20 protein-coding genes and 2 pseudogenes are annotated in these 13,969 nt (G+C 34.8%); 14 read left to right on the top strand and 8 right to left on the bottom strand.

All coding sequences use genetic code 11. The features are described from left to right. Window positions 1-51 precede the first annotated feature (51 nt). The 4 genes from IPH11_18735 to IPH11_18720 form a co-directional block, all read right to left on the bottom strand. On the bottom strand, window positions 52-528 hold the full coding sequence (locus IPH11_18735; GenBank protein MBK6915595.1) for a cation:dicarboxylase symporter family transporter: 477 nt from the start codon (window positions 526-528) through the stop codon (window positions 52-54). Continuing rightward, window positions 468-743: a cation:dicarboxylase symporter family transporter gene (locus IPH11_18730; protein ID MBK6915594.1), complete on the bottom strand. Its 276-nt coding sequence runs from the start codon at window positions 741-743 to the stop codon at window positions 468-470. Before IPH11_18730 ends, IPH11_18735 begins: the two co-directional genes overlap by 61 nt. A gap of 48 nt (window positions 744-791) precedes the next feature. Then, window positions 792-1,580 carry a cation:dicarboxylase symporter family transporter gene (locus tag IPH11_18725; protein MBK6915593.1) on the bottom strand — a complete coding sequence of 263 codons (789 nt, stop codon included), beginning with the start codon at window positions 1,578-1,580 and terminating at the stop codon, window positions 792-794. 389 nt (window positions 1,581-1,969) lie between these two features. Next, a complete protein-coding gene (locus IPH11_18720; GenBank protein MBK6915592.1) occupies window positions 1,970-2,659 on the bottom strand; it encodes a hypothetical protein in 690 nt (229 codons plus the stop codon). Window positions 2,660-2,979: 320 nt separating this feature from the next. Here IPH11_18720 and IPH11_18715 point away from each other — a divergent pair. The 8 genes and pseudogenes from IPH11_18715 (at window position 2,980) to IPH11_18680 (ending at window position 8,008) form a co-directional block, all read left to right on the top strand. After that, window positions 2,980-3,106, top strand: a pseudogene (locus tag IPH11_18715) (DUF2188 domain-containing protein). A 3-nt stretch (window positions 3,107-3,109) separates the two neighbouring features. Then, complete coding sequence (locus tag IPH11_18710; GenBank protein MBK6915591.1) at window positions 3,110-3,427, top strand: DUF2188 domain-containing protein; 318 nt, start codon at window positions 3,110-3,112, stop codon at window positions 3,425-3,427. Window positions 3,428-3,429: 2 nt separating this feature from the next. Then, window positions 3,430-4,065, top strand: a complete 636-nt coding sequence (locus IPH11_18705; GenBank protein MBK6915590.1) for a hypothetical protein — start codon at window positions 3,430-3,432, stop codon at window positions 4,063-4,065. A gap of 30 nt (window positions 4,066-4,095) precedes the next feature. Then, window positions 4,096-4,340: pseudogene (locus IPH11_18700) on the top strand (DUF2188 domain-containing protein). 40 nt (window positions 4,341-4,380) lie between these two features. Further along, window positions 4,381-6,294, top strand: a complete 1,914-nt coding sequence (locus tag IPH11_18695; protein MBK6915589.1) for an N-6 DNA methylase — start codon at window positions 4,381-4,383, stop codon at window positions 6,292-6,294. A 53-nt stretch (window positions 6,295-6,347) separates the two neighbouring features. Then, a complete protein-coding gene (locus tag IPH11_18690; protein ID MBK6915588.1) occupies window positions 6,348-6,581 on the top strand; it encodes a hypothetical protein in 234 nt (77 codons plus the stop codon). 294 nt (window positions 6,582-6,875) lie between these two features. After that, window positions 6,876-7,364 carry a hypothetical protein gene (locus IPH11_18685; protein MBK6915587.1) on the top strand — a complete coding sequence of 163 codons (489 nt, stop codon included), beginning with the start codon at window positions 6,876-6,878 and terminating at the stop codon, window positions 7,362-7,364. An 89-nt stretch (window positions 7,365-7,453) separates the two neighbouring features. Beyond that, the gene (locus tag IPH11_18680; protein ID MBK6915586.1) at window positions 7,454-8,008 is read left to right on the top strand and encodes a hypothetical protein; all 555 of its coding nucleotides are present in this window, start codon (window positions 7,454-7,456) and stop codon (window positions 8,006-8,008) included. Here the strand turns inward: IPH11_18680 and IPH11_18675 are convergent. The 4 genes from IPH11_18675 to IPH11_18660 are packed head-to-tail and all read right to left on the bottom strand — an operon-like array spanning window position 7,990 to window position 9,571. Then, the gene (locus IPH11_18675) at window positions 7,990-8,193 is read right to left on the bottom strand and encodes a hypothetical protein (GenBank protein MBK6915585.1); all 204 of its coding nucleotides are present in this window, start codon (window positions 8,191-8,193) and stop codon (window positions 7,990-7,992) included. The genes IPH11_18680 and IPH11_18675 overlap by 19 nt on opposite strands. Window positions 8,194-8,211: 18 nt before the next feature. Further along, window positions 8,212-8,754 carry a SocA family protein gene (locus tag IPH11_18670; GenBank protein MBK6915584.1) on the bottom strand — a complete coding sequence of 181 codons (543 nt, stop codon included), beginning with the start codon at window positions 8,752-8,754 and terminating at the stop codon, window positions 8,212-8,214. A gap of 33 nt (window positions 8,755-8,787) precedes the next feature. Continuing rightward, window positions 8,788-9,210, bottom strand: a complete 423-nt coding sequence (locus IPH11_18665; GenBank protein MBK6915583.1) for a hypothetical protein — start codon at window positions 9,208-9,210, stop codon at window positions 8,788-8,790. A gap of 13 nt (window positions 9,211-9,223) precedes the next feature. Next, window positions 9,224-9,571, bottom strand: coding sequence for a toxin (locus tag IPH11_18660; GenBank protein ID MBK6915582.1), 348 nt, complete (start codon window positions 9,569-9,571; stop codon window positions 9,224-9,226). Between the two features lie 782 nt (window positions 9,572-10,353). On the opposite strand from IPH11_18660, the gene IPH11_18655 reads away from it, so the two are divergent. The 6 genes from IPH11_18655 (at window position 10,354) to IPH11_18630 (ending at window position 13,370) form a co-directional block, all read left to right on the top strand. Then, entirely contained in the window at window positions 10,354-10,560 is a 207-nt protein-coding gene (locus IPH11_18655) for a hypothetical protein (protein ID MBK6915581.1), read from the top strand. A 168-nt stretch (window positions 10,561-10,728) separates the two neighbouring features. Continuing rightward, a complete protein-coding gene (locus IPH11_18650) occupies window positions 10,729-11,196 on the top strand; it encodes an APC family permease (GenBank protein ID MBK6915580.1) in 468 nt (155 codons plus the stop codon). 36 nt (window positions 11,197-11,232) lie between these two features. Further along, window positions 11,233-11,541: a hypothetical protein gene (locus IPH11_18645; GenBank protein MBK6915579.1), complete on the top strand. Its 309-nt coding sequence runs from the start codon at window positions 11,233-11,235 to the stop codon at window positions 11,539-11,541. 530 nt (window positions 11,542-12,071) lie between these two features. Continuing rightward, on the top strand, window positions 12,072-12,344 hold the full coding sequence (locus IPH11_18640; GenBank protein MBK6915578.1) for a hypothetical protein: 273 nt from the start codon (window positions 12,072-12,074) through the stop codon (window positions 12,342-12,344). Window positions 12,345-12,399: 55 nt separating this feature from the next. Then, on the top strand, window positions 12,400-12,564 hold the full coding sequence (locus IPH11_18635) for a hypothetical protein (GenBank protein MBK6915577.1): 165 nt from the start codon (window positions 12,400-12,402) through the stop codon (window positions 12,562-12,564). A gap of 665 nt (window positions 12,565-13,229) precedes the next feature. Next, window positions 13,230-13,370: a hypothetical protein gene (locus tag IPH11_18630; GenBank protein MBK6915576.1), complete on the top strand. Its 141-nt coding sequence runs from the start codon at window positions 13,230-13,232 to the stop codon at window positions 13,368-13,370. Window positions 13,371-13,969 lie beyond the last annotated feature (599 nt).

Here is a 13,969-nt window from a genome sequence, read left to right as displayed (position 1 = left end):
GGGTTTGGGATAAATTATCTGCAAAAACTTCCAATCAACCATCCTGATTTTTTAAGCTTCACTCAAATCAACTTTTATTTCTTCTTTTTCCGAAGCAGCAATAACTGCAGCTACCATTGCATCGCCGGTTACATTAGTTACCGTGCGGCACATATCAAGTATTCTGTCAATTCCAATTATCAATGCAATTCCTTCTTCAGGAATTCCAACTGCCTTTAAAATAATAATTAACATAATAATTCCTACTCCCGGCACAGGTGCGGTTCCGATTGATGCAAGAGTTGCAGTAAATACAATTGCAAGCTGTTGAGTAAAACTTAAATCAATTCCAAAAACCTGTGCAATAAATACTGCTGCCACCCCCTGATAAAGAGCAGTGCCGTCCATATTAATTGTAGCACCAAGAGGCAAAACGAAACTTGTTATTGATTTGGATATCCCCAAATTTTCATGGCAGCACTCAATGTTTACAGGCAAAGTTGCCGCAGATGAACTAGTGCTGAACCCAATCGTTTGAACTCTTCTGATCCCCTTAAAAAAGTACTCACGTTAAACTTGCTGAAAAACTTTATGAACAAAGCATAAACACCGAATGTCTGAATTAACAATCCAAGTAAAACAGTTACAGCATACCAGAATAAAGTTTGCAGTATATCAAAACCAAACTCGCTGATTGTTGCAGAGATTAAAGCGAAAACTCCAAGCGGTGCAATCAGCATAATGATGTCAACCATTTTGATCATTGATTCACTGAGTCCATCAAAAATTTTATGACTGGCTCTGATTTTTCTTTACTGATCAGACTTAAAAACCAAACCGAGAAAAACAGCAAAGAAAACTATCTGAATCATTTCACTGTTTGCTAATGCAGTAATTGGGTTTTTCGGAACGAGATTTACAACTTGATCTATTAAACTGAAATTCCCTTGAAGATTCATTTTACTTTGTGCTTCTTCACCATAAACAGAAAGCAAAGATGTTTTCGTGTCGGCAGGCATTCGCGTACCGGGTTGAATTACATTTGCTAAAACTAATCCGATGGAAATTGCAAGGGCGGTGGTAAAAATATATAGTGAAATTGTTTTTCCGCCGATTCGTGCAAACTTTTTTATGTCTCCAAGACTTGCAGCACCCACAACAAGCGAAGCAAGCACAAGCGGAACGGCAATCATATTTAATAGACGAATAAAAATATCACCAATCCATTTGATGTCTGATGGAATCGTGGTCTCTTTACCGATAGAAGTGATGTTATAAAAATGCTTCGAAGGAATTAATTTCTGATCAGCGATAAAGGATGAAACTATCGCTTCTGATTTTTGATTTGATTCTGAAATTTTACGTGAAGAATTTATAATCAAAAGCTGCTGCTTAGAATCGAAATAGAGAGAATCCGATTCTGCGGGATTCACCAAAATAAAATTCTGCCACTTCTCAATTTTTTCAGTGACGGTTTTTTTATCTTTTATGTACTCAATAACAAGCACATCCTTTTTAATATTAAATATCGAACCGAACACAGCCCCAAGAATCAGCGCAGCGATTATCTGGTTGTGAAGTTTGGGCAATTTAAATTTCATTAAGAAGTTATTATTTTTTTTTGAATTAAATCGAGGGCAAATATGCAAAAGATAATTGTTTTAGAAAAAAGAATTCGTAGCTCGGATTTCAGACTGTGCAAGAATAAATAAATCTTGAAATAAGAATCAAACTTTGAGTAAAGTGAGATATTAAATCACTCGAATTATCCAGCTCATAAACAATTCAACAATTTATCAATTAAACAATTTAACAATTTATCAATTAAACAATTTAACAATTTAACAATTCAACAATTCAACAATTCATCAATTCAGCAATTAAACTCCAACCTCTAATTACTTCCTCCCACATCCTTCATTGTCAATTATAAATTATCAAAAAGCGCATCTTCTTTCCGATGATTATTTATAAATCGAACAACGAACTACTACGGTGTAGGTGGGGTTGGTGGAGGTGGATTACTTCCGCCGCCGCTCAGGTCATATATTACCCTTGCCTGTTTATACTCCGTATAAAATTGAGGATCGTTTTCTGCAAAACTTTCCATCAATAGGTCTATCTGATCAATTAACTGCTTATCTGCTTTCTTGAACAGAGTTTTTATTTGTGTGGTTGCCCCGACCTGCTGAGCCACACTGCTCTCTCTCGCTCCTAATGAATTATTGTAGCTGGTTATCTTCGTATCCAGGTCAGTGATAACCGCCGCCGTAATTCCATAAGGTACAAGAGCTGCAGCATTCGCATTCGCAAGACCATAAATACCTTGCGCCTTTGTTACTAACAAGGTGTCCCGAATATCATTTAACTCGCTGCGTGTTGTTTTACCTCCTTCCTTTAATTGATTGTTATTTGTTGCCGCTCCCAATGCAGATACCGCCCCGCCCACCGTCATTACTGCACTAACTAATGCAGCACGATCTGCATTCTTAGTGGAAGTCTTTCCGATCGTAGCTCCGCCTTTTTCTACATCCTTTGCTTTTATTTGAGTTACAAAGTTTTTGAATACTGTGTAAGTTGCCGCGAATGCCGCTATTGCAGCCGTCTTTATGGTATTTGCGTCTAATAGACTTATTACCGCTTCAAACATCGTCAACTTATTTTCCTGACGATCAAGCATAATGCTTTCTCCTTTTATTAATTATTTAAAATTTCGAAAAGAAAGATGCGCTTATGCATTGTCTGGACTCCCGCCCTCGACAATGACTATACAAATATTAAAATATTTTTCTTCTTTGTCAAGTTTAAAATTTAACCCGCCCGCTTTTTCCATTTTTCATTCAACACCCCCTGTCATTCCTGCGAAAGCAGGAATCCATCCCTTTTACTCCAACTTTATTCTTGAAATTTAACTTTCTAATCCTTGCCTAACGCTGTCTAACTAACTAAGTTTGTATTGAGCGCATGCTACTTTTCTTATATTTATTTTCAGGAAGTCTTATGAGTAAAAAACATGAGCGCATTGGTTATACAACCAAAGATGGTAGTTGGGCTAATAAAAAAGATGGTTCGGAAAGGGCTTCATCTTTACATTCTACACAAAAAAGCAGCCGAATCGGCCGCGCGTATAATGTTAAAAAGCCAAGGTGGAGGTGAACTTACTACAAAAGGGTTTGATGGTAAAACACATAGTAAAGATTCAATACGTGTACCAGCAACTTATCATGTTTATCGTGATGTTGATGGAAAATGGTCAGTTAAAAAAACAGGATCTAGCAGGGCAATAAAATCTTTTGAAAACCGACAAGACTCTATTCAATTTGCAAAGAAATTAAGTAAAGAGGAAGGTGATGATTTAGTCATACACTCACAAAATGGACGTATTTTGTCAAAAGATAGTTTTAGTGTGCTTCCTGATTCACAGCCACCGAAGGAGAGGGAACATTAATAATGGATGCATACAATAAAAATGTATTCATTAATTGTCCATTTGATAAATCTTATGAACCACTACTCCACACATTACTATTTACTCTCATCTATTTAGGATACGTTCCCAGAATTACTTTAGAAAGATCGGATAGCGGCGAAACAAGATTTAGTAAAATATGCGATTTGATTAGTTCATGTAAATATAGTATTCATGATCTTTCAAGAATAAAAGCAAAAAAAAAAGGAGAATATTTTAGACTAAATATGCCATTTGAGCTTGGGTTAGATATTGGTGCTCGTATATTTAATCCAATTCAGCATAAACAAAAAAAGTGTTTAATTTTGGAAGAAGAACAATATCGTTTTCAAGCTGCACTTTCAGACATCTCTAATTCAGACATCAAGACCCATAATGGCGAACCGATAAAACTTATTAAAGGAGTAAGGGACTTTTTTTCTGAAAATGGATTAAAGCATACACCTGGCTACACATTTATTTATAAAAAATATCTAGATTTTGTTGATGATTTTTATGATAAACGAATAAACGAAGGATTTAACAAGAAAGAAATCTTTTCAATGACTATCAAAGAAATGATCGATTATATGTTTGAATGGAAAGAAGCAATCGAAAGATTGGCTCTTGAGAGTTAATAATCATTACAAATATATTTAGGAGGCTCTATGTCAAAACAAAACAATCGTATTGTGTACAAAACAAAAGATGGAGACTGGGCTAATAAAAAAAATAGCGCAGACAAAGCTTCATCTTTGCATTCAACACAAAAGCCGCTGAAGATGCAGCCAGACAGATGCTTAAAAATCAAGGAGGTGGTGAATTAACCACAAAAGGACTTGATGGAAAAATTAGAAGCAAAGATACAATTGCATCCAGGGACCCAAACCCACCAAAAGATAAAGAGCATTAATAATCAATAAAGCTCACATTTAACTGTGGGCTTTGTATTTTTGCACAACAAAACTTTCACTGAATTATTCTCAGGAGTGCATTTCATTGGCAAAAAGAAAAACGAAACTAACGAACGTGAGCTAACAAGCAAACTTTCCGAATGGTTTAATGATCACATTAATCGTAATAAATTTCCATTTAAAGCCACCAATGAAGCACCGGCAAAATATGATTCTACCACTTATTTCGGCGATATTGTTTTATGGATAAATAGGGAATCACGACAAACATTTTCATACATTGAAATCAAACCTCCATTCGCAGCCAAAGAAAATCTTGAAACACTTAGAAAGAAAGCCCTTAGTTACAGTGTTAAGTATTGTTTCACCTGGGATTTTCAAAACTTTAATGCTTATGAACTAAAAGACAATAATCTAGTTTTCCATGCCAGTGAACCTACACCGGTAATGAAGGATATAAATGATTGGTTGCGTGGTGATGTTCAGTCTTTTATCAAGAAATACATAAGCAGCATTTGCGATGAAATTATAAATCTCAATCAAACTGGTAAATTCAGAAAGTTCATTCCGGATAAAGTTTATTTTGTCAATTACATTAGGGAAACTGTTAACAAACTCGTTCCTCAATTTGAAAATCATTATACAGATCTTTCAAAAGATAAATCAAAACGATCTAATTTAATTGCTTACGGCAGAGAACAGGGCATCGCATATAATGAGCCAATCGATTATTACAGACTAAGTGCTCGTCAAAGCGTTTATAATCTTATAACGAAGATAATTTTTTATCTAACTGTCAGAAGATACTTTGACGATTTACCTGATCTCTACGCAAACGATATACACGATCTCGAAAAATATTTAAGAGTTGCTTTTGCCAAAGCACAGGAAAAAGATTGGCAGGCTGTTTTTGAGGAATCCGAAATAGAAAATTTCGGTATTCCAAAATCCTGTTACGAAAATCTTAAAGACTTCTTTATCGAGATGAAAGTCTATCATTTCGGAGAATTACCTGAAGATGTAATCGGAGAATTATTTGAAGAGATAATCGAACCAGACAAACGCCATTCACTCGGACAATATTTTACAAATGAAAATCTTGTGGATTTTATCCTTGGTTTTGTTATCGATAGCGAAAAGTCTTTTTTTGCGGACACTACTTGCGGCTCAGGCACTTTCCTAATTCGAATCTATGACAGACTTAAGTATCTTTCGAAAAAGATTAATCATAACGAACTGCTTAATAGAATTTGGGGTTTTGATATAGCAAAGTTTCCTGCTGAACTTGCAACTATTAATTTATTCAGACAGGATGTTTCTAACTTTGAAAATTTTCCACGAGTAAGACGAACAGATATTTTTAAAGTGAATAAAGGTGATGAATACGATTTCCCGCCGCCTTCAGAAAATAAAGCCTTTAAGAAAATTAAAATTCAACTGCCCGAGTTCAATGCTATTGTTGGTAATTTCCCTTTCATCAGACAAGAACTCATAGAAAAAGAAGTCAAAGGATATAAGCTTGAGCTAACAAAAGTTTTGGCAAAAGATTATTTTCTTACTTATCCTAAACTCTTTGAAACTAATAACGTAAATCAAACAAACATAGAACATCTAAAAAAACTTACACCCGAACAGTTAACCAAAGAAATAAACCGTTATGTTGAAAAAGGATTTATTGAGCTAAAACTTTCTGGGCAAGCAGATATTTACACTTACATATTTATTCACACAGCTACATTGCTTTCAGAAAAAGGACAGTTCGCAGTTATCACTTCAAATTCCTGGCTTGATGTTTCTTATGGTTCGGTTCTCAAAGAATTCTTTTTAGATAATTTCAAAGTAAAGGCTGTAATTGCTTCTTGGGCTGAGCCCTGGTTTGATGATGCCGCTGTAAATACTATTGTTACTATTCTTGAAAAAGAAAGCAATAAAAAGAACGTGAAAAAAACATAACAAAGTTTGTTAAACTTAAAAAGAAATTTACAGAGCTTATTCCTTACCAGGATTTGAAATTACAATCTGTTAAAAGATGGCAGACAATTGATAGGCTTGTTGACTTAGTTGAAACTGCTCAAGACAATTCTAAAACAGAAAATATTTCAGCAGATATCTCTTCACTTGATTTAGAAGAGATGAGGATCAGATTAGTCAAACAATCATTTCTTGAAAAAGAAATTTTTGACAAAGGCGAACATGCTAAGTGGGGCAAATATCTTCGCGCACCCGGATATTTATTTTAAACTGCTTACTGAATGCAAAGATAAACTTATTCCTCTTAAACAGATTGCTGAAGTAAGATTTGGAATTAAAACCGGTATCAATGATTTCTTTTATCTTGAGATCATTGAAGGCAAAGATAAAGCAAAAGGTTGTGTGTTGTGCCGTAATGCAAGAGGTTGGGAAGGATTTATCGAAGAAAAATATCTTCGTGAAATAATTAAGAGCCCCCGAGAATCTGAATCTATTACAATTGATCCTTCAAAACTTAAATACAAAATATTTCTTTGCAATGAAAGTAAAGCTATCCTTAAAAGATGGGTGATAAGTACGCGCTTAAATATATTGAATGGGGAGAGCAGCGCACAAAAGAAAATGTACTTTGGTCTGATGTTCCCTCTGTTCAAGGTAGGTCTTTTTGGTGGACAATTGAAGTCAAGGAATTTTCAAATTTACTTTGGCCTAAAGCATTTAATGATAGATATCCAATAATAGTTAATAATGATTACTTAGCCGCTGATAGGTTATATGAATTAACATTATTTAACAAAAAGCTATTAACCAAAACAAAATATGTTTTGAATTCAACTTTACAGTATCTGTTTATTGAAATTAACGGTAGAATAAATTTAGGTGAAGGTGCATTAGATAATATGACTTACGAAGCAGAACTTTGCGAAACCGTAAATCCATCACTTGTTGAAGTTGAGAAGCTCGATAAAAAAATATTCTCTAGAAAAATCTTACCAATATTTAGTGAGAGTAAAACAAAAAGACAGAAACGAATTAGACACAAAAAATTTTAGAAGCTCTCGGGCTTGATGCAAAAATTTATCTTCCCAAAATCTATGAAGGCTTGTGTGAACTTGTAAAAGAACGTCTTGAATTGCCTAAAATGCGCAAGAAAAAACAAAAAGAAGGGGTAAAGTTTGCTTATGAAAAAGTTAAACAAGATGTGATAGAAGATTGCTTGCCTGATGGAGTAAGAAAATTTCCTGATGATTTTTGTACCAAAATAAACTATGATGAATTAAAATTTGAGTTTCATTCAACCAATGGAAAAAGACTACATACTGATGCTTTCTTTAATTTATATCAGATGAAAACAGAAAATGGTGAAGTAATATTTAAACTTGATAGCGAAGTGAAAGCAGAATTTGCAGAATTGCTTTCAAGACAAACAGCATTTCAAATTAAAATACCTGCAGAAGAAAAAATAGTTGAACAAATATTAAAGAACTATAAAAATTATATTTCAAGCTTAAGCGACCAATTAATCAATAACGCGAAAGAAAAACTCCACGATTGGGCCATCATCAGAAAAATGGCAAAGAAATTTTGGAAGAATGGGGTTTGGAAAATTAAAGGTTACAACCGTCTTTCCATTGCCCTAAGTGTGTTCTCGCACCTTTTTTTAATAGACCAAAATATTTACTTCTTCCTATTATAAGGTGATTGATTAACAGGCTTCAGCGAAATATCTAATTCACTCGCTTTCGATCTTATAGCTTCCTCTGTTCTTCCAAGCTTTAACCCAATCACACGCGTTGGCGTATTCATTTTAGCCAATGCTTTTAAATTACTCTTCTGTTCACCCGTCCACGGTTTCCCGCTATTCTTCGTTGATTTTGACATGGTTATTACTCCATTATTTTAACTAATACTTAACTCGTAACCATACTTCTGATAACTTATCATTCCTTTTTTCTTATTCTCCTCCACCCACCCTTTTTCGTTATGACTTATCTCAATTAATTTATCAGTACTTACATCTTTAAACCTTGAATAAACTTCAGTCATAACATTTAGCTCATTTTCTTTAAATAACTTTTCGTCAAAACCTTTTATTGCCAACGGTTTCTCAACTGGTGTATTATTAATTTCTTCTATAACAAAATCAATAATATTTTCTTGCGTTAGAATATCATAAATTGCATCATAACGAAAAGGTACGGGTCCCATCTGTATTGCCTGGTATTTATAACCGGTAATCGAATATCCATATCTTTTGAAATGCAAAAAGTCACAATAAAAAAGTAGCTTGTTCATTTTCACTTTAAAAGTGTTTTTATTCTTTTCTAGTAAAAACAAAACCATATTTGCAAACTTTTCAAATGAAGGGAAAGTATAACCGCTCAGCTCATTTGGTATCTCCTTATCATTCCATAAAATTCTTTTTAAAATAATTTCCTTCATCATCTGCTCTTATCACCTGTTTTATATGCTTGATTACTTTTCAAATTGATCTTTAGAGAATAAGCCCTTTTTGTTTTCAATTATCTTTAAAAATTCTATTGGCTCAATTGCAATAGTTAACAAAGTACCATTGCTTTGATTAGGTATTTCGCCATTTTCATAATTGCGATAAATATTTGTCCCGAAACCCAAAACCTCTGACATCTTTGCGGCAGATAAACCATACCCTGCCCTTGCTTTCACTAACTGCTCCGGAAATGGTATATGGTACTTCTCTCTGTATTGGTTATAAACCTGTTTAATATTTACCTCATCCAATTCATCACTTGTAAAACGCTCCCTTGCAATTTTCACACTCATAAACTTGTTTGTGGATTTTAAATTCTTCTTTCCTAAAATTAATTTTGCAGTCTCCAGCTTCTTTACAGCATTCGCACCGCAGAATGCACATTTCATATTTAACTCCTTTTTATTTAAATGGGTATTTCAAATCATGTTCTGCAGCATGAAATGAAATACAAATTACCTGAGTATTAGGTAAGCCCATTTCTACTTTTATATAAACAACTTTATCTTTTATCTTCAAACCAAATTCCCAGTAATCGGGACGTTTTGGATATAAGGTATTCTTGTGTGGTCCGGATGAGTAATTTTCAACTTCTAATTTTTCTATAAACTCTGTTCTTTGTAGTGCGGTAATTTCAAGATCAGCAAGAGCTTGCAGATTCTTTCCCCTATCATCCCGGTAAATAATCCCGAAAACACTCCGCTTAGCTTTAAAGTCGTTTAAGAATTTTATTACATCTTCTTTATCCACATACAAACCTAAGCAACAATTAGATCATTGTCAACTATAAAGTTGCGATATATTATAAATCACCCTACTTTATTTATTTTATAGTAGATCATCGAATCTTTTTGATTATTCTTTCACTATCATTGTCCGCCCCTATTTTTCGTGCAACCACTTCGCCCCCGAAAACAAAAACAGCCCAATCCGAAAAGCTCCGTAAGAGCGTCCCAAAATTCTCCTTCTCCCTCTCTTCCCAAGTCGAAGATCCCTGTTGGGGAATAGGGTCGGGGTGAGTTCCCTTCTCCCATAAACTCCGTGTCTTCTCCGCGTAACTCTGTGTAACCTTCTCTCCTTCACCCCCAAAAATCCTTAAAACATACTAAAATCAAACTTTTCCCTCTGTAAATCCATTTCCGACCAATGTAATACACCTTCCGACGATAAAATTCCTTCCGGTAAATGTAAATTCCAAAAGTAAAGTGCCATCTGTTGATAATAAATTCCCATTTAATAAATGTAAATTCCCATCAGATCAAAGTAAGTCTCCTCCCGACGAATGTAAATGTGCATCCGATCACAGTAAATTGACTTCCGACGAATGTAAATCGGTTTCCGGCTGACATAAAATGCCTTCCTTCTAATCAAAATTTCTTCTGCTTCAAAAATTATAAAATATACATCGCACACTTTCAGCAATTCAGCAATTCAACAATTAAACAATGCAGCAATTAAACCCTCCGTACTATTTAAATAAATCTATTATCTTAACCCCCAAGAATTTTTTTCATAATAAAAAGAAAAGAATAATGCCAAATACAAATTTGAAGCGAACACTCTCACTCACCGCCGCAATTATGGTTGTTGCCGGTTCAATGATTGGTTCGGGAATTTTCCGCAAGCCGGCAACTATGGCTGGTCAACTTCTTTCGCCGGAACTGCTGCTTCTCGTTTGGGTCGCCGCAGGGTTAATAACTTTTATGGCGCACTCTCAAACGCCGAAGTCGCAGGGATGATAGATCTACAGCGGGCAGTATGTTTACTTCCAAAAATGTACGGAAAGTTTTTTCATTTATTTAGGGCTGGTCTGTCATTGCCGTTATCCATTCGGGCAGTCAGGCAGTAATTGCTTATGTCTTTGGTGAGTACGTCGGTTACTTCATTCAATCCCCCCAGGCACCGGATTGGCTAAAGATATTTCACTTTATATGCCCTTCGTCGGAAATATTTTTCCCTTCAATGATATAGGACCAAAGTTCGTTGCAATTCTAAGCATAATATTTTTAACAATTGTAAATTACATCGGAGTGATGTTTGGTGGAGTGGTTCAAACCGTAGTAACTTATATTAAAATCATTTCTATCGTTGCACTTGCATTACTGCTCCTCATATTTGGCTCGGGCAATCTTGCAAATCTTGTTACTGATTCTCAACTCTCTAACAACGGACAAAACATTTTCATTATGATTGAACTCGCACTCTCTGGCGCGTTCTGGGCTTACGACGGTTGGAACAATGTTACATTCATTTCAGGTGAAATTAAAAAATCCTCAGATCAATGTACCCAAAGCGCTGCTAACAGGAACCTTGATTGTGATGTTCACTTACGTTCTAATCAATGCAGCTTACCTGTACATTCTTCCGATAGATGAAATGAGTAATTCCCCCCCTCGTTGCAGCTAGTGCGATTGAAAAACTTTTGGTTCAGCCGAGGTGCGATAATTTCAATTGCAGTTATCATATCAACATTCGGCGCACTGAATGGAAGCTTACGGCTTCAGCGCGTGTGCCTTTCGCTATGGCAAGGGAAAATTATTTTCAAAAGACTCGGCGACATTCATCTTAATATACACCCCCACGTTTCACTTGTCGTGCAGGGAATCTGGTCGGCTGTGTTAGTGCTCTCCGGTTCATTCGATACTGTTTCTGATTATGTGATTTTTGCAAATATGGTTGTTTTATATGCTTGGCGCTTACGGTGCGATCGTTCTTTGTAAAAAATGCCGGATGCAAATCGTCCGTACAAAGTTTGGGGATATCCCCACACAACTTTTCTATTTAAATTTCTTCGCTTTTGTCTTTCTTCTAAATAGTCTAATCTCAGATACAGAGAACGCTCAGTGGGATTAATATTAATTTTTCAGGTGTTCCGTTTTATTTTTTACTCAGAAAGAAATCAGATTAAGTTCAGGTTCAGGTTCAAACTTAAAGCTGAAGAATTATTTTCAATATTTTATTTATAAATAATCAGGACTCACCAATGTCTAAAAGTTTGTAATAATAGATGCGATGGCGCTTGCTTACAAAGCTTACTTTGCGTTCATTCGTGATCCAGATGCTTTCTTCAAAAGGTGAACCAACTTCACCTGCGTTCGGATTCATCACCAAATATTAAAAGTACTTAAAATTTTAAGCCCGACTACATTTCGTTAGCATTCGATTCAAAAAAAAAAAACTTTTCGGCACGCGAGAAATATGAAAACTATAAATCGTCCCGGCAGGTAATGCCCGATGACTTAATTCCGCAATTGGGAAGGATCAAATCAATCATCGAAGCCACTCAGATATTCCGCTTTACATACTCACCCGTTACGAAGCAGATGATATTGTCGGCACAGCAGTTCTCAAAGCCGAAGAACATGGTTTAGAATCTTTTGCAGTAACTCCCGATAAAGATTATGTGCAGCTTGTAACCGACAAAGTTAAATTGTCAAACTGCGGAAGTCTTCCGAAGAAAATATTATTCTTGATAAACAAAGTAATAGACTTGTATGGTTTCCTGAACCGGCACTTGCGATAGATTACCTCGCACTTATTGGCGACACATCCGATGATATTCCGGAGTAAAGGTATCGGTGAAAAATCTCACCTCCCCTCATTCAAGGATTGGTACGATTGAAAACATTTATCAGCACATTGAAGAAATTGAAAGCCTGCCATTAAAAAAACTTATCGAAGGAAAAGAAAATGCCTTCCTTTCAAAAGACCTTGCAACGATTCATTGTCAGGTTCCTTATTGAAATTGATTTTGAAAGCTAAATTTGAAAACCCCTGACTTCGACAAGCTTTTTGTGAAATTTCGTTTTTTTTTTTTTTTTTTTTTTATTTTTTTTTTTTTTTTTTTTTTTTTTTTTTTTTTTTTTTTTTTTTTTTTTTTTTTTTTGGATCTCGAGATTTAAAATCTTTACAACAGGTTACTTAAACTTTTGATGCTTCAAAAGAAAATGATAAAACCGATTGAAACTATCTCGCCTGATCTTAAAACAATCAATCGTGACAAAACCAAATATCAACTCATCACTTCAATCAATGAAGCAAAAATTTTTTTTGAATTCAAACTCAACTGAACTTTTTGTTTTCGATACTGAGACGGGGATTTGATTAGATCCATTTCAATTAAAATCCGGTGAGCTTCTTCGCACCAGACCCGGTGAAGGATATTTTATCGCTGTCAATCCTTTCGAAGGTGGAAGTGATTTATTCAATCCCATAAATGATGAACGACTTTCAATAAAAGATTTTGTAAAAATTCTTAAACCCTTTGTAATCTACACATAAAAAAAGTTTGTTGAATGGTAAATATGATATTTCTGTAATGCGAAGCATCGGAATTGAAGTTCACAATTTTTACTTCGACACAATGCTCGCAAGTTAGCATATAATTGATCCTGATCAAAAACATGGAATGGATGAACTTGCTCAAAAATATCTCTACTATCAACCCATTCCTCTTAGCGATTTAATCGGTGTGAAAAAAGATCCAGCAAAAATATTTGAGGAAGAAGTTGAAAAACTTGAGAGTATTCTGCTGAAGATGCTGATGTAATATTCCGACTATTCGATATTTCAAAGAAGGAACTTGAAAAAGAAACCTGATAAAAGTTGCAGCTACTTGTTGAGTTCTCTCTTGTCCTGTCCTCGAAGAAATGGAATTCAATGGAATCAAAGTAGATGAAAAAGTTCTGAATGAATTAAGTAAAGACTATCAATATTAATGGATAATTACTCAGCCGAAATATTTCGTTGTTAAGGTAAATTCAACATCAATTCTCCGAAACAATTATAGGAAATTTTATTCAACAAACTTCAATTGGCAAAAGGAAGAAAACTAAAACAGGCTTTTCAACTGATGCTCGTTCTTTTAGAATTTCTTCTCGCGGTGAACATGAAATTATTGATGTACTTCTGAACTACAGGCAAGCTCTTCAAAATTAAAATCAACCTACGCGATTCACTTCCCTAATCTTATCAAACTTAAAACCGGTAGAATACATACAAGTTACAATCAGACAGTCGCCTCAACAGGAAGGTTTTCAAGGCCTTGACCTGAATTTCCAAAAACATTCCAATACGTTCTGAATTTGCAAAGAAATTAGAAAGGCTTTTATTCCTCGAGATAAAATTTTACTTACTAAGTGCCGATTA

It is taken from the genome of Ignavibacteriales bacterium (assembly GCA_016709155.1).
GTDB lineage: Bacteria > Bacteroidota > Ignavibacteria > Ignavibacteriales > Ignavibacteriaceae > JADJEI01.
Note: the sequence above shows the minus strand (reverse complement) of the source record. Positions and strands in the feature narration are given on the sequence as shown.

Excerpts from the sequence above, each read along its gene's own strand:
- IPH11_18685 (MBK6915587.1), top strand. The coding sequence starts at position 6,876 with ATGGGTGATAAGTACGCGCTTAAATATATTGAATGGGGAGAGCAGCGC.
- IPH11_18680 (MBK6915586.1), top strand. The coding sequence starts at position 7,454 with ATGCGCAAGAAAAAACAAAAAGAAGGGGTAAAGTTTGCTTATGAAAAA.
- IPH11_18675 (MBK6915585.1), bottom strand. The coding sequence starts at position 8,193 with ATGTCAAAATCAACGAAGAATAGCGGGAAACCGTGGACGGGTGAACAG.
- IPH11_18720 (MBK6915592.1), bottom strand. The coding sequence starts at position 2,659 with ATGCTTGATCGTCAGGAAAATAAGTTGACGATGTTTGAAGCGGTAATA.
- IPH11_18630 (MBK6915576.1), top strand. The coding sequence starts at position 13,230 with ATGGATGAACTTGCTCAAAAATATCTCTACTATCAACCCATTCCTCTT.
- IPH11_18710 (MBK6915591.1), top strand. The coding sequence starts at position 3,110 with ATGTTAAAAAGCCAAGGTGGAGGTGAACTTACTACAAAAGGGTTTGAT.
- IPH11_18725 (MBK6915593.1), bottom strand. The coding sequence starts at position 1,580 with ATGAAATTTAAATTGCCCAAACTTCACAACCAGATAATCGCTGCGCTG.
- IPH11_18655 (MBK6915581.1), top strand. The coding sequence starts at position 10,354 with ATGCCAAATACAAATTTGAAGCGAACACTCTCACTCACCGCCGCAATT.
- IPH11_18670 (MBK6915584.1), bottom strand. The coding sequence starts at position 8,754 with ATGAAGGAAATTATTTTAAAAAGAATTTTATGGAATGATAAGGAGATA.
- IPH11_18665 (MBK6915583.1), bottom strand. The coding sequence starts at position 9,210 with ATGAAATGTGCATTCTGCGGTGCGAATGCTGTAAAGAAGCTGGAGACT.
- IPH11_18705 (MBK6915590.1), top strand. The coding sequence starts at position 3,430 with ATGGATGCATACAATAAAAATGTATTCATTAATTGTCCATTTGATAAA.
- IPH11_18730 (MBK6915594.1), bottom strand. The coding sequence starts at position 743 with ATGATCAAAATGGTTGACATCATTATGCTGATTGCACCGCTTGGAGTT.